16 protein-coding genes are annotated in these 15,187 nt (G+C 36.9%); 2 read left to right on the plus strand and 14 right to left on the minus strand.

The window, feature by feature from the left end; translation table 11 throughout:
- Window positions 1-7 precede the first annotated feature (7 nt).
- From fabK to ACMKPP_RS08615, 7 genes are all read right to left on the minus strand, one after another.
- On the minus strand, window positions 8-952 hold the full coding sequence (fabK, locus tag ACMKPP_RS08585) for an enoyl-[acyl-carrier-protein] reductase FabK (protein WP_004693435.1): 945 nt from the start codon (window positions 950-952) through the stop codon (window positions 8-10).
- A gap of 15 nt (window positions 953-967) precedes the next feature.
- Window positions 968-1,963 carry a beta-ketoacyl-ACP synthase III gene (locus ACMKPP_RS08590; protein ID WP_287529491.1) on the minus strand — a complete coding sequence of 332 codons (996 nt, stop codon included), beginning with the start codon at window positions 1,961-1,963 and terminating at the stop codon, window positions 968-970.
- Window positions 1,947-2,975, minus strand: coding sequence for a phosphate acyltransferase PlsX (gene plsX, locus ACMKPP_RS08595; protein ID WP_004693432.1), 1,029 nt, complete (start codon window positions 2,973-2,975; stop codon window positions 1,947-1,949). The genes ACMKPP_RS08590 and plsX overlap by 17 nt, the downstream gene beginning before the upstream one ends.
- A 3-nt stretch (window positions 2,976-2,978) precedes the next feature.
- Window positions 2,979-3,539 carry a transcription factor FapR gene (fapR, locus tag ACMKPP_RS08600; RefSeq protein ID WP_004693429.1) on the minus strand — a complete coding sequence of 187 codons (561 nt, stop codon included), beginning with the start codon at window positions 3,537-3,539 and terminating at the stop codon, window positions 2,979-2,981.
- 305 nt (window positions 3,540-3,844) lie between these two features.
- Entirely contained in the window at window positions 3,845-4,021 is a 177-nt protein-coding gene (gene rpmF / locus ACMKPP_RS08605; RefSeq protein WP_004693428.1) for a 50S ribosomal protein L32, read from the minus strand.
- 25 nt (window positions 4,022-4,046) lie between these two features.
- Window positions 4,047-4,559: a YceD family protein gene (locus ACMKPP_RS08610; protein WP_004697400.1), complete on the minus strand. Its 513-nt coding sequence runs from the start codon at window positions 4,557-4,559 to the stop codon at window positions 4,047-4,049.
- Window positions 4,560-4,659: 100 nt separating this feature from the next.
- Window positions 4,660-4,794: a rubredoxin gene (locus ACMKPP_RS08615; protein ID WP_004693422.1), complete on the minus strand. Its 135-nt coding sequence runs from the start codon at window positions 4,792-4,794 to the stop codon at window positions 4,660-4,662.
- Between the two features lie 548 nt (window positions 4,795-5,342).
- Here ACMKPP_RS08615 and ACMKPP_RS08620 point away from each other — a divergent pair.
- Together ACMKPP_RS08620 and ACMKPP_RS08625 are read left to right on the plus strand one after the other, a co-directional pair.
- Window positions 5,343-6,296 (plus strand): nitronate monooxygenase, encoded by a 954-nt coding sequence (locus tag ACMKPP_RS08620; protein ID WP_287528658.1) that lies wholly within the window; start codon window positions 5,343-5,345, stop codon window positions 6,294-6,296.
- 21 nt (window positions 6,297-6,317) lie between these two features.
- Window positions 6,318-6,866, plus strand: a complete 549-nt coding sequence (locus ACMKPP_RS08625; protein ID WP_004693416.1) for a gamma carbonic anhydrase family protein — start codon at window positions 6,318-6,320, stop codon at window positions 6,864-6,866.
- 92 nt (window positions 6,867-6,958) lie between these two features.
- Here ACMKPP_RS08625 and ACMKPP_RS08630 read toward each other — a convergent pair whose 3' ends face one another.
- The 7 genes from ACMKPP_RS08630 to ACMKPP_RS08660 form a co-directional block, all read right to left on the minus strand.
- Entirely contained in the window at window positions 6,959-8,197 is a 1,239-nt protein-coding gene (locus ACMKPP_RS08630; protein WP_287528660.1) for a chloride channel protein, read from the minus strand.
- Between the two features lie 2 nt (window positions 8,198-8,199).
- Window positions 8,200-8,697 carry an anaerobic ribonucleoside-triphosphate reductase activating protein gene (nrdG, locus tag ACMKPP_RS08635; RefSeq protein ID WP_004697282.1) on the minus strand — a complete coding sequence of 166 codons (498 nt, stop codon included), beginning with the start codon at window positions 8,695-8,697 and terminating at the stop codon, window positions 8,200-8,202.
- Between the two features lie 248 nt (window positions 8,698-8,945).
- Window positions 8,946-11,096 (minus strand): anaerobic ribonucleoside-triphosphate reductase, encoded by a 2,151-nt coding sequence (gene nrdD / locus ACMKPP_RS08640; RefSeq protein ID WP_004693410.1) that lies wholly within the window; start codon window positions 11,094-11,096, stop codon window positions 8,946-8,948.
- 244 nt (window positions 11,097-11,340) lie between these two features.
- Window positions 11,341-12,144: a tyrosine-protein phosphatase gene (locus ACMKPP_RS08645; RefSeq protein WP_101928174.1), complete on the minus strand. Its 804-nt coding sequence runs from the start codon at window positions 12,142-12,144 to the stop codon at window positions 11,341-11,343.
- 288 nt (window positions 12,145-12,432) lie between these two features.
- Window positions 12,433-12,867 (minus strand): VanZ family protein, encoded by a 435-nt coding sequence (locus ACMKPP_RS08650; protein ID WP_024061190.1) that lies wholly within the window; start codon window positions 12,865-12,867, stop codon window positions 12,433-12,435.
- Between the two features lie 36 nt (window positions 12,868-12,903).
- The gene (locus ACMKPP_RS08655; RefSeq protein WP_101928173.1) at window positions 12,904-14,070 is read right to left on the minus strand and encodes a nucleotide sugar dehydrogenase; all 1,167 of its coding nucleotides are present in this window, start codon (window positions 14,068-14,070) and stop codon (window positions 12,904-12,906) included.
- A complete protein-coding gene (locus ACMKPP_RS08660) occupies window positions 14,071-15,168 on the minus strand; it encodes an NAD-dependent epimerase/dehydratase family protein (RefSeq protein WP_418369608.1) in 1,098 nt (365 codons plus the stop codon). It abuts the gene before it with no gap.
- Window positions 15,169-15,187 lie beyond the last annotated feature (19 nt).

A 15,187-nucleotide genomic window follows, 5' to 3' on the forward strand; every position in this document is an offset into this window, starting at 1 on the left:
GGCCTCCTTATTTACTAAGACCTTGAAGATTCTTAATCACTGTTTCAGCTTCAGTCATGATATCTTTAATGATAGTTTCACATGGTTTAACATCTGTTAACATACCAGAAATTTGACCGATCATTACAGAACCTTCTTTTATATTACCATCAATAGCAGCTAAACGAAGTGTGCCAGCGCCTAATGCTTCCAATTCCTCTTTAGAACCACCACTAAATTCAAGGGATTTATATTTATGAGCTAACGCATTATCTATAATACGTACAGGATGACCTGTTGTTAAGCCAGTCATAACTGTAGCACGATCTTTTGCTTTCAATACAGCATTTTTATAATTTTCATGGGCAATACATTCTTCGGATAATACGAATCGTGTCCCCATTTGTACCGCTTTAGCACCTAATGCAAATGCCGCAGCCATACCACGACCATCTGCAATACCACCAGCAGCAATAACTGGTACATCTACAGCATCAACTACTTGAGGAATTAATGCCATAGTTGTAATATCACCTACGTGACCACCAGACTCTGTACCTTCAGCAATAATTGCATCAATACCGCCACGTAATAAGCGTTTTGCTAGTAATACTGATGCAACTACAGGAATAACTTTTGTACCAATCTCTTTCAAAGCGGGAACATAAACACCAGGATTACCTGCACCTGTAGTGATAACAGGAACACGTTCTTCCACAACTACTTCCATAACCTCTTTTACAAATGGAGACATGAGCATAATATTACAGCCAAAAGGCTTGCTAGTGCGCTCTTTTAATTTATGGATTTCATTACGGAAAATATCAGGAGGCATATGACCAGCACCAATAATCCCAAGGCCACCAGCTTCAGAAACGGCTGCCGCTAATTCTGCAGTACCGAGCCAAGCCATACCACCTTGAAAGATTGGATACTCAATCTGCAATAAATCACAAATGTCAGTCTTAATCATCTTGATGTGTCCTCCTTAATACCATTTCAAGACCAGGCTTGCCCATGTTAGGCCTGCACCAAATCCTGCAAACGCAACATTATCACCGCGTTTGAAACGTCCCTCGCGATTAGCTTCATCAAGTGCAATCGCTACAGACGCGGCAGATGTATTACCATACTTATGTAAATTAACAAAAACTTTTTCCATCGGCAGATGTAAACGTTTGGCTGCCGAATCAATAATACGAATATTCGCTTGATGAGGAATGAAGTAATCTAATTCGTTTAACTCCATACTAGCGCGTTCTAAGGATTTTAAAACCGTACGCCCCATCGTTTTAACGGCAAATTTATATACTTCAGGGCCATCCATATGAATAAATGTTAAGCCCTCTTCTACGCGTTGATCATTTGCCACCACAGCAGTGCCGCCTGCAGGAATGCAAAGAGCTGATCCTCCAGTGCCATCGGCGCCCATGTCAATACCTTTAATGCCATAGTCTTCAGGTACTTCAGATACTACTGCAGCCCCAGCACCATCACCAAAGAGGATACATGTACCACGATCATTCCAGTTTACTCGACGGGAAAGAATTTCCGCCCCCACGACGAGTACTTTTTTATAAATACCAGAACTAATATAACTAGCGGCAGTAATCAATCCATATACAAACCCAGAGCATGCCGCTTGTAAATCATAGGCTGCAGCGTTTTTAGCGCCTAAGTTCGCTTGCAATACACAAGCTGCCGAAGGAATAATCATATCTGGTGTTAAGGTAGCAAAGATAATCATGTCGATTTCCTCTGCAGTGACATTAGCCATTTGCATAGCTTTTTTTGCTGCCTCGGTCGCCATATAGGATGTATTCATACCTTCCGGTGCAATGCGTCGTTCTTCTATACCCGTACGCTCTCTAATCCATTGATCATTGGTATCAACCATTTTTTCAAGATCAAAGTTTGTTACTACATTGTCAGGAAGGAAGCTCCCAGTACCAATGATTCCTACAGGTTTATTCATCATAGTCATACTTTAAGGCTCCTTCAATATCCATCGTTTCTCTTATGTGTTGAATAATTTTACGCTCTACTAAATCACTAGCAATTTCAATAGCAGTTTTTATTTCTTTTGCTTTAGAACTACCATGAGCAATCATGAATACCCCATTAACTCCTAAGAGCGGAGCACCACCATTTTCTGTGTGATCCAAACGTTTTGCCATCTTTTTCAAAGCTGGCTTTACAAGCATAGCTCCTATCTTGGCGAAAATACTTCCTGCCATGATGCTATCCTTTACTAATTGCGTAAGACCTGTTACTAAACCTTCCGCAAATTTAAGTACCACATTGCCTACGAAGCCATCACATACGACAACATCAACGGCACCTTTAGGAATATCGCGACCTTCAATATTTCCTTTAAAATTGATAGTCTTCATACCCTCCAAAATCGGATACGTCGCCAATACGACATCGTTCCCCTTTGTGGCCTCTTCACCAATATTTAACAATCCCACAGTAGGATTTTCTTTTCCTAATAAAAGCTTAGCGTATTCAGACCCCATTAAAGCACCTTGTACAAGATGTTTAGGTTTACTATTAGAATTTGCACCAGAGTCTAACATAACTGTTATACCACTTACCGTTGGCATTGGAGTTGCAATGACAGGGCGATCAATGCCTTTAATGCGACCGAGCCCAAACAAAGCCGCTGCAACAGCAGCTCCCGTACTACCTGGAGCAATTACAGCATCACAACGATTATCGCGAACCAACGAAGTAGCGACCACAACAGATGCATCTTTTTTCTTGCGCAATGCTTGACCTGGATGTTCATCCATGCCGATTACCTGGCTAGCATGATGTACAGAAATACGTGGATTCTTAGCTTCATTATTAGCTTCTAATATATCAAAAATTTGCTGCTCATCGCCGACGAGCACCACTTCAATGTGTTGATTTGCTCGTACGGCTTCAATGGATCCAAGTACAGTCTCCATTGGAGCAAAGTCGCCACCCATGGCGTCTATTGCAATTTTCATAATTTACACCCTATTCTCTACGGATTCCATAATAAATTTTGCGCGAAACACTTCTTTTATTTTATCTCTTATTATAACCCAAATAAAGAACTTATTACCTCGGCGACGAACAATTTCTGCTTTCGCTACCAAATTAGTACCAGATCCTACCGGGTTCTTATATTTTATATTTCCAACTTCCGCAGAGCAAACAGTCGTCCCCATAACCACTTTTGCAAGGGAATTTGCTTGAGCATATAAATACTGCGGTTCTACATATCCGAATTGATCTTCCATATCAGCCGTAGTACGCAACATAGATAATGCTTGGTGCCCCTCGGTGACATCAATCAATTCGCCAACCACTTCATATGATACATGTTCTGCCATTTCATGTGATTGACCTGTAGCCATAACACGAATGCGTTCACGCAATTCAGGAATACCCAATTCTAGTCGATCGAGACGAATTGTTGGCACACTTACACCAAAGTGTGTTGCCAATTCTTCATCAGTAAGAAATGGCGTAATATTCAGTTTTTCTTGTAACTGCTTCTGGCGCTCTTGCTTCTTTAACCGACTCATGGGACCACCTTTTATGACCTAGTATTAATATTACATCCTAAGTATATACAATAATTCCCTTATTGGCAAGACTTTTCATACATATAGTAAGATATTTTCATAGCATATACAAAATATAGTTGTTTTTTTATATTTTAGTATTATTGTTTATAAAAAATAAAAATGTGTCACCATTTTATAGAATAATCTTACTATAAAATAGTGACACATGCTATTGATAACAAAACATATAAAAATATGAGTGTATATTTTGAAAGCATATAAAAAAGACGCCTACAAAGTAGGCGTCTCTCTCTGCTCACATATTAAGCATTAGCTACTACTTGTTCACCTTTATAGTGACCACATGTAGGGCAAACACGATGAGGCATCTTAGGTTCGTGGCATTGTGGACATGCTACATAACCAGGAGCTTCTAATTTCCAATTAGCACGACGACGATCGCGACGGCATTTAGACAATCTACGTTTAGGTACTGCCATTATCTGCACCTCCTTAGTACAATCATTAGGATAATCTATCATCTTTCTCATCAAGCAAAGCACGTAACTCTGCAAATCGAGGATCCACCACAAAGGATTCACAAGAACAAGGTGAAACATTTAAATTTGCTCCGCAATGAACGCACAATCCTTTGCAATCATCCTGACATAACACTTGAGAGGGCTCATTGATGATTAATGTATCCCTAATTAGTTCAGTTAAGTCAATTTCTTCTCCATCAAAAGAATTCACATCATCTGCAGCATCTCGACAATCACTAAAGATTTCCTGAAAGAAATCTTTTCGATAATGTTCTGTGGTATTTAAACAACGGGAACAATCATAATCGCCTTTAGACTGAATCGAACCTTGAACGATGTAATTTTGACCATCAAACCAAAACTCACCACTAATGGTTATATCATGACGGCTCCAAGGAAAAGCAGTTACGTCACCAAGCTCAGAGGCTGATATCGTATAGCTATAAGGAAATTTCTTTCCTATATGTTCTTTTGCTTGCTCTACTTGCAGTTTCATAATCTTACCTCGACTCATAATATTATAAACATGACATTGTGCTTTGTCAAATAAAAAAGACTATCTCAAGTGGACTCAAGATAGCCTTTTGGTAAGTCAATTACATTTTTTCGAATTGGTCTTTACCAACACCGCAAATTGGGCAAACATAATCAGCTGGTTGATCTTCGAATTTTACGCCTTCAACAGCTTCGTCATAAACCCAACCACATACTACGCATACATATTTTTCCATGTGTATTTCCTCCTTCACTTGAAAATTATTGTTTAATGTTTATCTTTAATTAATTCAGATACTCTATCTGTAATGTAGTATATCAAAGACATCGAAACTTTTCAATACTCATTTTCTTATTTTCTCATTTTTTATAATATTTAATAATCATAGATACTATGCGGTTTTCTACTACTTAACTCATTTGAAATATATTATCATTTAGTTTTTTTATCTTTAGACTACTGCTAAATATTTTATTTTAATCCAATAATTGGAAATTAATTTTGAAAGCATATTGTTTAAATAAATAACTATAATAACCTTATCTAAGGTGTACATAATTACTATATTATACTATTATATAGAGAAGAGATTATGTGATTACATATAATCTCCAAATAATATTACGCTTAATCTCTTTAGTATATAAGTATATACTGATGAATATTCTTGACTTTATTAATACTCTAATTTTATATAAGAAAATAAAATCATTCTTATATAAAATTCTCGCATAAAGGTATAATAAAGTTTCAGTAAATTTAATTGTTATCATAGGAGGCTTTATGAGAACAGCGTTAACACAACTTTTACAAATCGAATACCCTATCATCCAAGGTGCTATGGCTTGGGTATCTGAACACAAACTAGTTGCTGCCGTAGCTAATGCAGGTGCTACAGGTGTAATTGCTCTCGGTGGTCGTGATGCAGAATGGACGCGCAACGAGATTCGTGCCTGTAAAGACTTAACGGATAAGCCTTTCGGAGTCAATCTCATGTTAATGGCTCCCAATAAAGACGAATTAGTGGATATTATCATTGAAGAAAAGCCTGCATTTGTAACACTTGGAGCAGGCAATCCTGTACCATATATTAAACCATTGCAAGATGCAGGCATTAAAGTTATCCCTGTTGTCCCATCTCTAAAACTTGCTAAACGTATTGAAGAAGCTGGTGCTGATGCAATTATTATTGAGGGTATGGAAGCTGGTGGACATATTGGTAGCCAAACAACCATGTCCTTAATGGAAAATATTTTACCTGAGATTTCCATTCCTGTTGTTGTAGCGGGCGCTATCGTAGATGGTCGTGGTATTGCAGCAGCATTGTTGATGGGTGCTGAGGGTGTACAAATGGGTTCCCGTTTTTTGTTAGCTGAAGAATGCCAAGCCCACATAAATATGAAAGAAGCAATTATCAAAGCCACAGATACAGACTCTGTTGTAACAGGTCTCCTCTCCGGTCACGGTGGAGTACGTAGCTTGAAAAACGAATTCACTACACGTTACTTAGCTGCCGAAACAGATGGTGTTACTACCCCTGAAGAACGTACCAAAATGTCCCAAGGCACTAACAAACGTGCTGCTATCGATGGCGATGTTGTAAATGGTGCTGTACAAGTTGGACAAGGTTTAAACCAACTTACTACTATTGAACCTGCTCACACTATAGTACAAACAGTAATGAACGAAGCTATCATGTCTATTCGTAAAGCACAACGTCTTATTGAAATCGTATAGTTAATAAATTAGGAGTTCCTTATGTTACCATTTCACGGAAAATACCCCAAATTAGATCCCAAAAGTTGTGTTATGCCTGGTGCAGAACTTGCAGGTGATGTTGAACTAAAAGAATATGCTTCCATTTGGCAAAACTGTGCACTTCGCGGTGATGTAAATAAAATTGTAGTAGGTCGCTATTCTAATGTACAGGATAACTCTGTATTACACGTTGATGACGACAGGGCTTGCATTCTTGGAGATTATGTAACAATTGGCCATGGTGCAATAGTACACGCTAGTACTATCGAAGATAATGTATTAGTTGGAATGGGCGCTATTGTATTAAGCGGTTGTCATATTGGCTCTGGTTCTATTATTGCTGCTGGTGCAGTCATAAAGGAGAACACTGTAATCCCACCTAATTCTTTAGTTGTTGGAATCCCAGCTCGCATAGCTCGTACAGATGAAACGCAAATCGAACGTATTCACAATCAAGCACTAAAATATAAACACTTGTGGACTGTAGAATATGGCATGCTTCCTGATGCGGGTGGCGAAGAATACGATAAGAACGCAAAAATCGTATAATTACATATACATTAAAAGCGGATAGTTGATTAATTCAACTATCCGCTTCTTTTCTATATATTATATTTACTTTTATTAACTATTATTTATTGCTACTTAGCGCTATTTAATTTTGATTGAATGATTTGCTCTACCATAAGAGCTGTCCCCATTGTTAAAGCTATAGGAAACAACATTTCTACAGAGAAACGAGATAATTCAAGCATAAATACACAAGATGTCATAGGCATTTTTTGTGCAAGGCCTAAGAATACTACGGCCCCCACAAAAGCAGACATTCCCAAAGATACTGGCGCTATAGCAATAGCCCATACGGTACCAAATACGATTCCCAAAGTACTACCTAACATCATAGATGGTGTAATACGACCACCATATGCACCAGCGGTCAAAGCAAGTAAAACAGCTACCCATTTGGATCCAAATAAACCCAATGCATATGTCCATGTGATATCGTTCGTAAAAGTCAACTCATTGCCTGCTTTACCATTTCCAAGAATTTCAGGAAAATACATAGCTAAAACACCAATTAGTGTAAATGCTACGATAGAAATAGGAATCATTATGGGACTACTACGGTGAATAGCTGGTAATTTACTTTGCGTTAGATTAAATAACACTACACCAATGGCAATAATGACACCTAGTGCAATAGAAAACTCAACATAATGACTCCCCAAACTGGGTTGTGCCATTGTATATTGTATAACATCTCCTACACCAGCTTGTCGCGTCACAAATGTAGCTAAACCACAACATAAGAGGGCTGCACTCATAGCCCGTATATTCCAAGTAAGAAGCAAAGTTTCTAATGTAAAAATTGCCGCAGATAATGGTGAATTATAAACTGCAGCTAAACCAGCGCCTGCAGCACATGCAATTAATAATTGACGGTCTTCTTGTTTTATATCAAAATGTTTAACTAAAAAGGTAGTAATACCAGCGCTAGCCTCACGTGGTGCAACTTCTCGACCTAATGGAGAACCAATACCTACCGTAATTATTTGCAGTGTTGCATGTAAAACAGTAGTAATTGGATTCATATCCATTTTACCAGAAACTGCCGTTTTTATATCCACAACGCCTTTACCATATCTGTGAATCAAAACCCAACCTACGCCACCTATCGCGCCACAGACGATTAAGGGTATTAATCGTTCTATCGGTGATACTCGGGCCACAGCTGCACCAAAGCTCAGATGATCAGCGGAGGAGTAATTATATACGAAATGTTGGATTCCATGTAATAAATGCGTATAGGAAGCCCCTACTAGCCCCGCTATAAAGCCAACTATAATAATAAGTCCTATAAATCGTTTATCATATATCATATTTACTCCATCGCTAATACAATTTCCCCAGCCGCTAATGTCTTTTTAACATCAATGATACGCTGATTTGAGGAACCTCTGAAGCGCAAAGCAGGGTCCTTAAGTTCATCTACAAAGCGGCCATCTACGAGAATGTCAATTTCTTGTAATAAGGCACTTCGTAACTCATCTTCTAAGATATCATCTATTTCATAGCCTGAATAGGCCCAAATCTTCTTTTCTGGCGCCGCTGCACGAACAGCTCTCACCACCGGTAATAAGCCTTGTACATTTTGAAATGGCTCCCCACCTAATAATGTTAAGCCTGAACATGTAGGATTCTTCACATAGGAAACTACTAAATCTGTCTCAGCTTGCGTCCACACCTTACCGGCATTAAAATCTTGGTATTCTTCGTTAAAACAATTATAACAACAATGTGTACACCCTGTTACAAATATAGATGTACGAATCCCTTCTCCATTGGCAATATCATATTGTCTTATTTGCCCATATCTCATCATAACCTCCATAGTAGTGCCTATCAACTTTGATTAACACTATATAGATATATTTCAATTTCTCATATATACAGTAAAAGCTGTGCCTTAGGCACAGCTTTTACCATTTACAGAACTATCGTATTTAGAATTAAAATCGTATCTATTAAAATATCCACATCATTAGATATCTATGATAATTATATTAATCTATATAACAGTTTATCTTAATATATAGAATAATTATTAAAACTATACCTCTAATAATCTTAAATGTGCATTACACGATCTTTAATTTCCTTTGTGCGCCCTTCATTCCAGAAGTTTTCACCAAGATATCCACAAGTACGACGGATAACAGTTAATTTATCGCGATTTGTATTGTGACAACGAGGGCATTCCCACTCGTTATGTTCATTTACCTTAATTTCTCCATCAAAGCCACATTCGTGACAATAGTCAGACTTGGTATTAAATTCAGCATAAGAAATATGATCATAAATATATTGAATCATCGTCAAAACAGCTGGAATATTATTAGTCATATTAGGAATTTCCGCATAGGAAATACAGCCACCTGTAGATTTCTTTTGAAACTCAGATTCAAAAGAAAACTTGTCAAATACATTAATCTCTTCTCGTACGCTTACATGATAACTATTAGTATAATAACCTTTATCCGTAATATCCTCAATAATACCAAAACGAGCGCGATCCAAAGAAGAGAATCGATGGGTTAAACTTTCAGCAGGTGTACCATATAATGCGAACCCCATGTTATGTTTAACTCGCCATTCATCAACAGCTGCATTTAAACGATCCATAATCTTCATCGCAAAAACGCGACCTTTCTCGCCCGTATTCGATTCACCGGTAATTAAGCGAGTTGCTTCATAAATACCAATATATCCCAAGGAAATAGTCGCATAGCCGCCAGTCAAGAATTTAGCAATTTTCTCGCCTTTTTTAAGTCTTGCAATGGCACCGTGTTGCCAATGGATTGGCGACACATCGCTCACTACGTCCTTAAGTAATTCATAACGAAGCATTAGAGCTTTTTCTGCTAACTCAAGTCGTTTATCTAAAATTTCAAAATATCGTTCTTCACTACCTCGGGCTAGAATGCCGATTTGAGGTAAGTTCAAGCTTACTACACCAATGTTAAAACGTCCATCAAACTTGTATTCACCATTTTCATCCTTCCAAGGAGATAAGAAGGATCGACAGCCCATAGGACTAAAGACATTACCTGAGTAGTTTTCCTTCATTTTTTTCGCAGAAATATAATCAGGGTACATACGCTTAGCCGTACATTGTGCTGCCAATTCAGTTAAGTAATAGTATGGACTATCTGGTGTTACATTATGCTCATCAAGAACATAAATCAACTTAGGAAAGGCTGGTGTAATATATACATCGGCTTCGTTTTTTACACCTTTAATACGTTGGCGCAAAATTTCTTCTGTAATAAGAGCCGCTTCCTTCGCGTATTCATAGTCTGGTTGGAAATACATAAATAATGTAACAAATGGAGATTGACCATTTGTGGTCATCAATGTATTGATTTGGTATTGAATAGTTTGGATACCATCTTTAACCTCTTTACGCGTACGTTTCCACGCTATTTCACGAGCCTTTTCCATATTAGGCTCCATGCCGTAAATCTCAACTTGCTCTTCAATAACATTATTGAGGATTTTTTCATAAGATTTACGTACAAATGGTGCCAAAATACGGTCAATACCATTAATACTTTGACCACCATATTGACCAGATGCTACTTGTGCAATGATTTGTGTTGTTACAGTACAAGCAACTTGGAAAGACTTAGGTGTATCGATTTTCTTACCATTGATTACTGTGCCATTTGTAAGCATATCTTCCAAATTAATCAAGCAACAGTTAAACATAGGTTGAATAATATAATCCATATCATGGAAGTGGATAGCTCCACTATCATGGGCTTCCAAAATATCGGTAGGAATCAATTTACGACGAGCAATATCCTTAGATACTTCACCAGCAATTAAATCCCGTTGGGTAGATACAATAGCAGCATCCTTATTAGAATTTTCATCAAGAACACTGATATTACTACGATCTAATAAACCAATTACATCATCATCAGTTGTATTTTGACGGCGTTTAAAAGCTTGAACAGCTTTGTAACCTTCATAGGCACGTGCCGTTGCAGGATTATGATACTCAATCAACTTATAATACACTTGATCTTCAATAGCATAAATTGTCATGTCTTTTTGAAGCTTAGTAGCATATTCCTCAATTTCATTTGCAATACGCTGTGCCAAGCCCTCTTCGTACAACCCAGTACTACTATGTTCAGCTTTTTCAATAGCCAAAGCAATCTTGTTTTTGTCGAATGGTACCTTCGTGCCATCACGCTTAATGACCTGCAACATATTGGCAACCTCCCCATCTTGTTACTGCCAAAATATATGTTAAGAAGTATAAAAAGTATGTCTAATCACACTTTTTATAAATTTATATGTAAAAATGTAAAGAATTATTAGAAAACCCCTCTATTTTTACTGCCCTCTCAGTATACTATATATGGTGGTTGTTTTCAACCCTAAATACAATATAAAGTAAAAATAGGTTCCTCTATCTATGCCAATATGACATGGATAAAAGAACCTATATAAATTATAATGCAAAGCCAAATAGACGAGTTAAGAAATTACCCTTTTTCCCCACCCAACTAGATGGGACAGAAGGATAAAATGTGCGATTAGCTAAGAGGTCGCGTTCATTAAGATGGATATTTGGCAACAAATCTTTTTTATACGTATTGTCTAATTCAGAAATTGCTTCCACATAACCTTGGTACGCCTCAATATCACAGCCATCGCTGTAACCAGTACCAAAGAAATGAATTAAACCATTTCGATATAATTCAATGGCCCTATCATAGTTAGCGTTACCATGATCAAAAGATGCCATATTACATTGAATCAAAATACCTCTATCAACCCATGCTAGTAATTGTTCAGGTTTAGTAAATAATTGTCCATAAGTTTCTACTTCACTAATAATAGGTACAAGCCCCATATCTAGTAGACTTAATAACCACGCATTAATATGATGCACTTTGCTATTTTGTGGAAGAGCAACTAATATAAAATGGCTATCTCCCAACGTATATTGATTGCGATGAGAAGCTATATATGCAACCATTTCATCACAAAGCATTACGCGAGCTCCACTGTGAATAGTTATATCTACTTGTTGCTCCTTAACCATAACTTTTACTTCATTAACTAAAGAGTTCATAGCATTCCATGTGTTCAGATCCATAGATACTGTTACATCAGGCGTACTAAAAATATCTGTAATACCTTGTTCAGACAAGGACTTAATCATTTTTACTGATTCTGCCATTGTTTGAGGCCCTTGTGGACCTAACACAGCTGGCAAAATGCAACCATGTAAATCAACCACGCGACTCATAATCTTTCCCTTCTACTTTCGATTTTCTTTTCAAAACCGACCTCTTTTATAAAGTTCATGTTCTTCTCATTTAAGTTTATAATTCATTTTATATTCACGATTATAACAAGGGACCAGTCGCTTGTATAGTGGTTTTTCTATAAAAATAAATAAATTATTATATGTTCATTTAATACAATTTTTATATATTCATTTATTCTTCATAAAATATGACCCATAATCTCTACAATTATGAGTCATATTTTACACATTATTATATTAATAATTATTTAATTTTTAAATGTACTTTTATCTTTTATCATGACTAATATAATAAGTTAATTTCACTACCGATATACCGATGATTATACCAACTGTATCAATCAGTACATCAGACAGTTGAGAGCTGCGTCCTAGAGAAAATAATTGTATAAATTCATCTAGACTAGCTATTACTATACCCACTCCTATAGTTTTTACTACTGTGCCATATTCAATATAGCGGCGTAGAATTACATATAAAATACCACCAAGAATTGTAAATTCTGTGAGATGGGCTAGCTTTCTAACAACCCTATTTAAGGCCCATATATTTCCATGAAAGCCTAATTTATGAGCTACAGGGGTAAGCCACTCTGCAAAAATAAGACTAAACCCATCAGAGTTCCCTCCATTTTGCAAGGAATTATCCCATATAAAAAACACAATTAGACATAACACAATATATAGTATCCAACGTTTCATACTACTCTCCTAAACGCCACAATACATACAGCTGCATCAATCTCTATCAAAAATATCTCTTGTATAAACTTTATCTTTTACACCTTCTAAGCTACTATCCCAGCGATTAGCTACAATGACATCACTAACACGCTTAAAATCTTCAAAATTACGTATAACTGGCGAATTAAAGAAATCTTCTGCATCTAGTGTAGGTTCATATACTACCACAGCAATCCCTTTCGCCTTAATACGTTTCATAACACCTTGAATGGCTGATGCTCTAAAATTATCAGAGTTCATCTTCATGGTCAAGCGATAGATACCAACAATTTTCGGATTTTTAGCAATAATAGTATCTGCCACATGATCTTTACGTGTTCTATTCGCATCAACAATGGCAGAAATTAAATTTTGTGGTACATCATTATAGTTAGCTAATAATTGCTTTGTATCTTTTGGCAAGCAATAACCACCATAACCAAAGGAAGGATTATTATAAAAATCTCCAATACGAGGATCTAAACAAACCCCCTTGATGATTTGACTTGTGCTAAGGCCACGTACTTCAGCATAGGAGTCTAACTCATTGAAATACGCTACACGTAATGCTAAATACGTATTAGCAAACAATTTAATTGCTTCCGCTTCCGTAGAATCAGTATATAATTGTGGAATATTTTCTTTAATAGCACCTTCTGCTAATAATTGGCCAAAACAACGTGCTCTGTCAGAATCCTCGCCCACAACAATACGGGATGGATGTAAATTATCGTATAAGGCTTTACCTTCACGCAAGAATTCTGGCGAGAAAATTAAATTCTCCGTATTAAATTCTTTGCGCATTTGTACCGTATAGCCTACTGGTACAGTTGATTTAATAATCATTACTGCATCAGGATTAATCTCTAGCACAGTTTTAATAACTTGTTCAACAGAAGATGTGTCAAAGAAGTTTTTTTGTGGGTCATAATTTGTAGGTGTCGAAATGATAACATAATCTGCACTGTTAAAAGCTTCTACTGGGTCAAGTGTAGCTTTGAAGTTTAACTCCTTAGTAGCTAAATACTCTTGCAATTCAGCATCTACAATAGGCGTCTCTTTGCGATTTAACATATCTACTTTTTCTGGGATGATATCGAGGGCTACTACTTCATTATGTTGAGCTAACAACACACCATTGGAAAGGCCTACATAGCCTGTACCAGCAATTGCAATTTTCATTTATTTGCCCTCCATCATATAGAAATCTTTATACCATATGGCAAAACGCTTTAACCCTTCTCGTAAGCTTGTATTAGGTTTAAAGCCAAAATCTGCTTCTAACGCACTTGTATCAGCATATGTAACAGGCACATCCCCTGGTTGCATAGGCACTAATTCTTTATGTTCTTCAAAATTATAATCCTTTGGTAAAACACCAGCAGAAACCAATTCCTCTGAAAGAATGCGCACAAAATCAAGTAAATTTTCTGGGTTGCTATTGCCGATATTATAAATAGCGTACGGTGGAACCGGCAAGCCATCCGCACCATTGCGACGCTCTGGTGCAGTAGACATAACCTTAGAAACGCCTTCTACAATATCATCGATATAGGTAAAATCACGCTTACAATTGCCATAGTTGAAGATTTTAATTGTCCCACCATTACGTAATGTATTTGTAAAACCAAAGTATGCCATATCTGGACGACCTGCAGGACCGTATACAGTGAAGAAACGAAGCCCTGTGCTAGGGATGTTATATAATTTAGCATACGAATAAGCCAATAACTCATTTGATTTTTTTGTAGCTGCATAAAGAGATACAGGATTATCTACTTTATCCTCTGTAGAGTATGGAATTTGTTTATTTGCACCATATACAGAAGAAGATGATGCATACACTAAATGCTCTACACCTCTTTCACCATCATCATAAGAATGACGACAAGCTTCTAGAATATTATAAAATCCAATAATATTAGACTCGATATAGGCGTCGGGGTTAGTAATAGAGTAACGAACCCCTGCTTGAGCTGCTAGATTCACTACAACTCGTGGTTTATAGATAGCAAAAATTTCATCAACAAAGAACTTATCTGCAATATTCCCTTTTTTAAAAATCCATATATTCTTATTATTTTTGCTAAGTTCATCAATCTGTTGCAATCGATACTCTTTCAATGCTACATCATAGTAATCATTAACAGAATCTATGCCAATAATTTGAGTCCCTTCTGCTTCAGATAGTAAGGACATAACTAGATTAGCCCCTACAAATCCAGCGGCACCTGTTACAAGGATTACCGTGTTGTTTAAATCTACATTTTTTGAAAGCATATGTACTCCTTTCATAGTT

This window comes from Veillonella parvula, assembly GCF_048309325.1.
GTDB lineage: Bacteria > Bacillota > Negativicutes > Veillonellales > Veillonellaceae > Veillonella > Veillonella parvula_T.

What these genes read in the sequence shown, in the direction of transcription:
- fapR (WP_004693429.1), bottom strand. Translation starts at nt 3,539, where the DNA reads ATGAGTCGGTTAAAGAAGCAAGAGCGCCAGAAGCAGTTACAAGAAAAA.
- ACMKPP_RS08650 (WP_024061190.1), bottom strand. Translation starts at nt 12,867, where the DNA reads ATGAAACGTTGGATACTATATATTGTGTTATGTCTAATTGTGTTTTTT.
- rpmF (WP_004693428.1), bottom strand. Translation starts at nt 4,021, where the DNA reads ATGGCAGTACCTAAACGTAGATTGTCTAAATGCCGTCGCGATCGTCGT.
- ACMKPP_RS08620 (WP_287528658.1), top strand. Translation starts at nt 5,343, where the DNA reads ATGAGAACAGCGTTAACACAACTTTTACAAATCGAATACCCTATCATC.
- fabK (WP_004693435.1), bottom strand. Translation starts at nt 952, where the DNA reads ATGATTAAGACTGACATTTGTGATTTATTGCAGATTGAGTATCCAATC.
- ACMKPP_RS08625 (WP_004693416.1), top strand. Translation starts at nt 6,318, where the DNA reads ATGTTACCATTTCACGGAAAATACCCCAAATTAGATCCCAAAAGTTGT.
- plsX (WP_004693432.1), bottom strand. Translation starts at nt 2,975, where the DNA reads ATGAAAATTGCAATAGACGCCATGGGTGGCGACTTTGCTCCAATGGAG.
- nrdD (WP_004693410.1), bottom strand. Translation starts at nt 11,096, where the DNA reads ATGTTGCAGGTCATTAAGCGTGATGGCACGAAGGTACCATTCGACAAA.
- ACMKPP_RS08645 (WP_101928174.1), bottom strand. Translation starts at nt 12,144, where the DNA reads ATGAGTCGCGTGGTTGATTTACATGGTTGCATTTTGCCAGCTGTGTTA.
- nrdG (WP_004697282.1), bottom strand. Translation starts at nt 8,697, where the DNA reads ATGAGATATGGGCAAATAAGACAATATGATATTGCCAATGGAGAAGGG.
- ACMKPP_RS08655 (WP_101928173.1), bottom strand. Translation starts at nt 14,070, where the DNA reads ATGAAAATTGCAATTGCTGGTACAGGCTATGTAGGCCTTTCCAATGGT.
- ACMKPP_RS08630 (WP_287528660.1), bottom strand. Translation starts at nt 8,197, where the DNA reads ATGATATATGATAAACGATTTATAGGACTTATTATTATAGTTGGCTTT.
- ACMKPP_RS08610 (WP_004697400.1), bottom strand. Translation starts at nt 4,559, where the DNA reads ATGAAACTGCAAGTAGAGCAAGCAAAAGAACATATAGGAAAGAAATTT.
- ACMKPP_RS08615 (WP_004693422.1), bottom strand. Translation starts at nt 4,794, where the DNA reads ATGGAAAAATATGTATGCGTAGTATGTGGTTGGGTTTATGACGAAGCT.
- ACMKPP_RS08590 (WP_287529491.1), bottom strand. Translation starts at nt 1,963, where the DNA reads ATGACTATGATGAATAAACCTGTAGGAATCATTGGTACTGGGAGCTTC.
- ACMKPP_RS08660 (WP_418369608.1), bottom strand. Translation starts at nt 15,168, where the DNA reads ATGCTTTCAAAAAATGTAGATTTAAACAACACGGTAATCCTTGTAACA.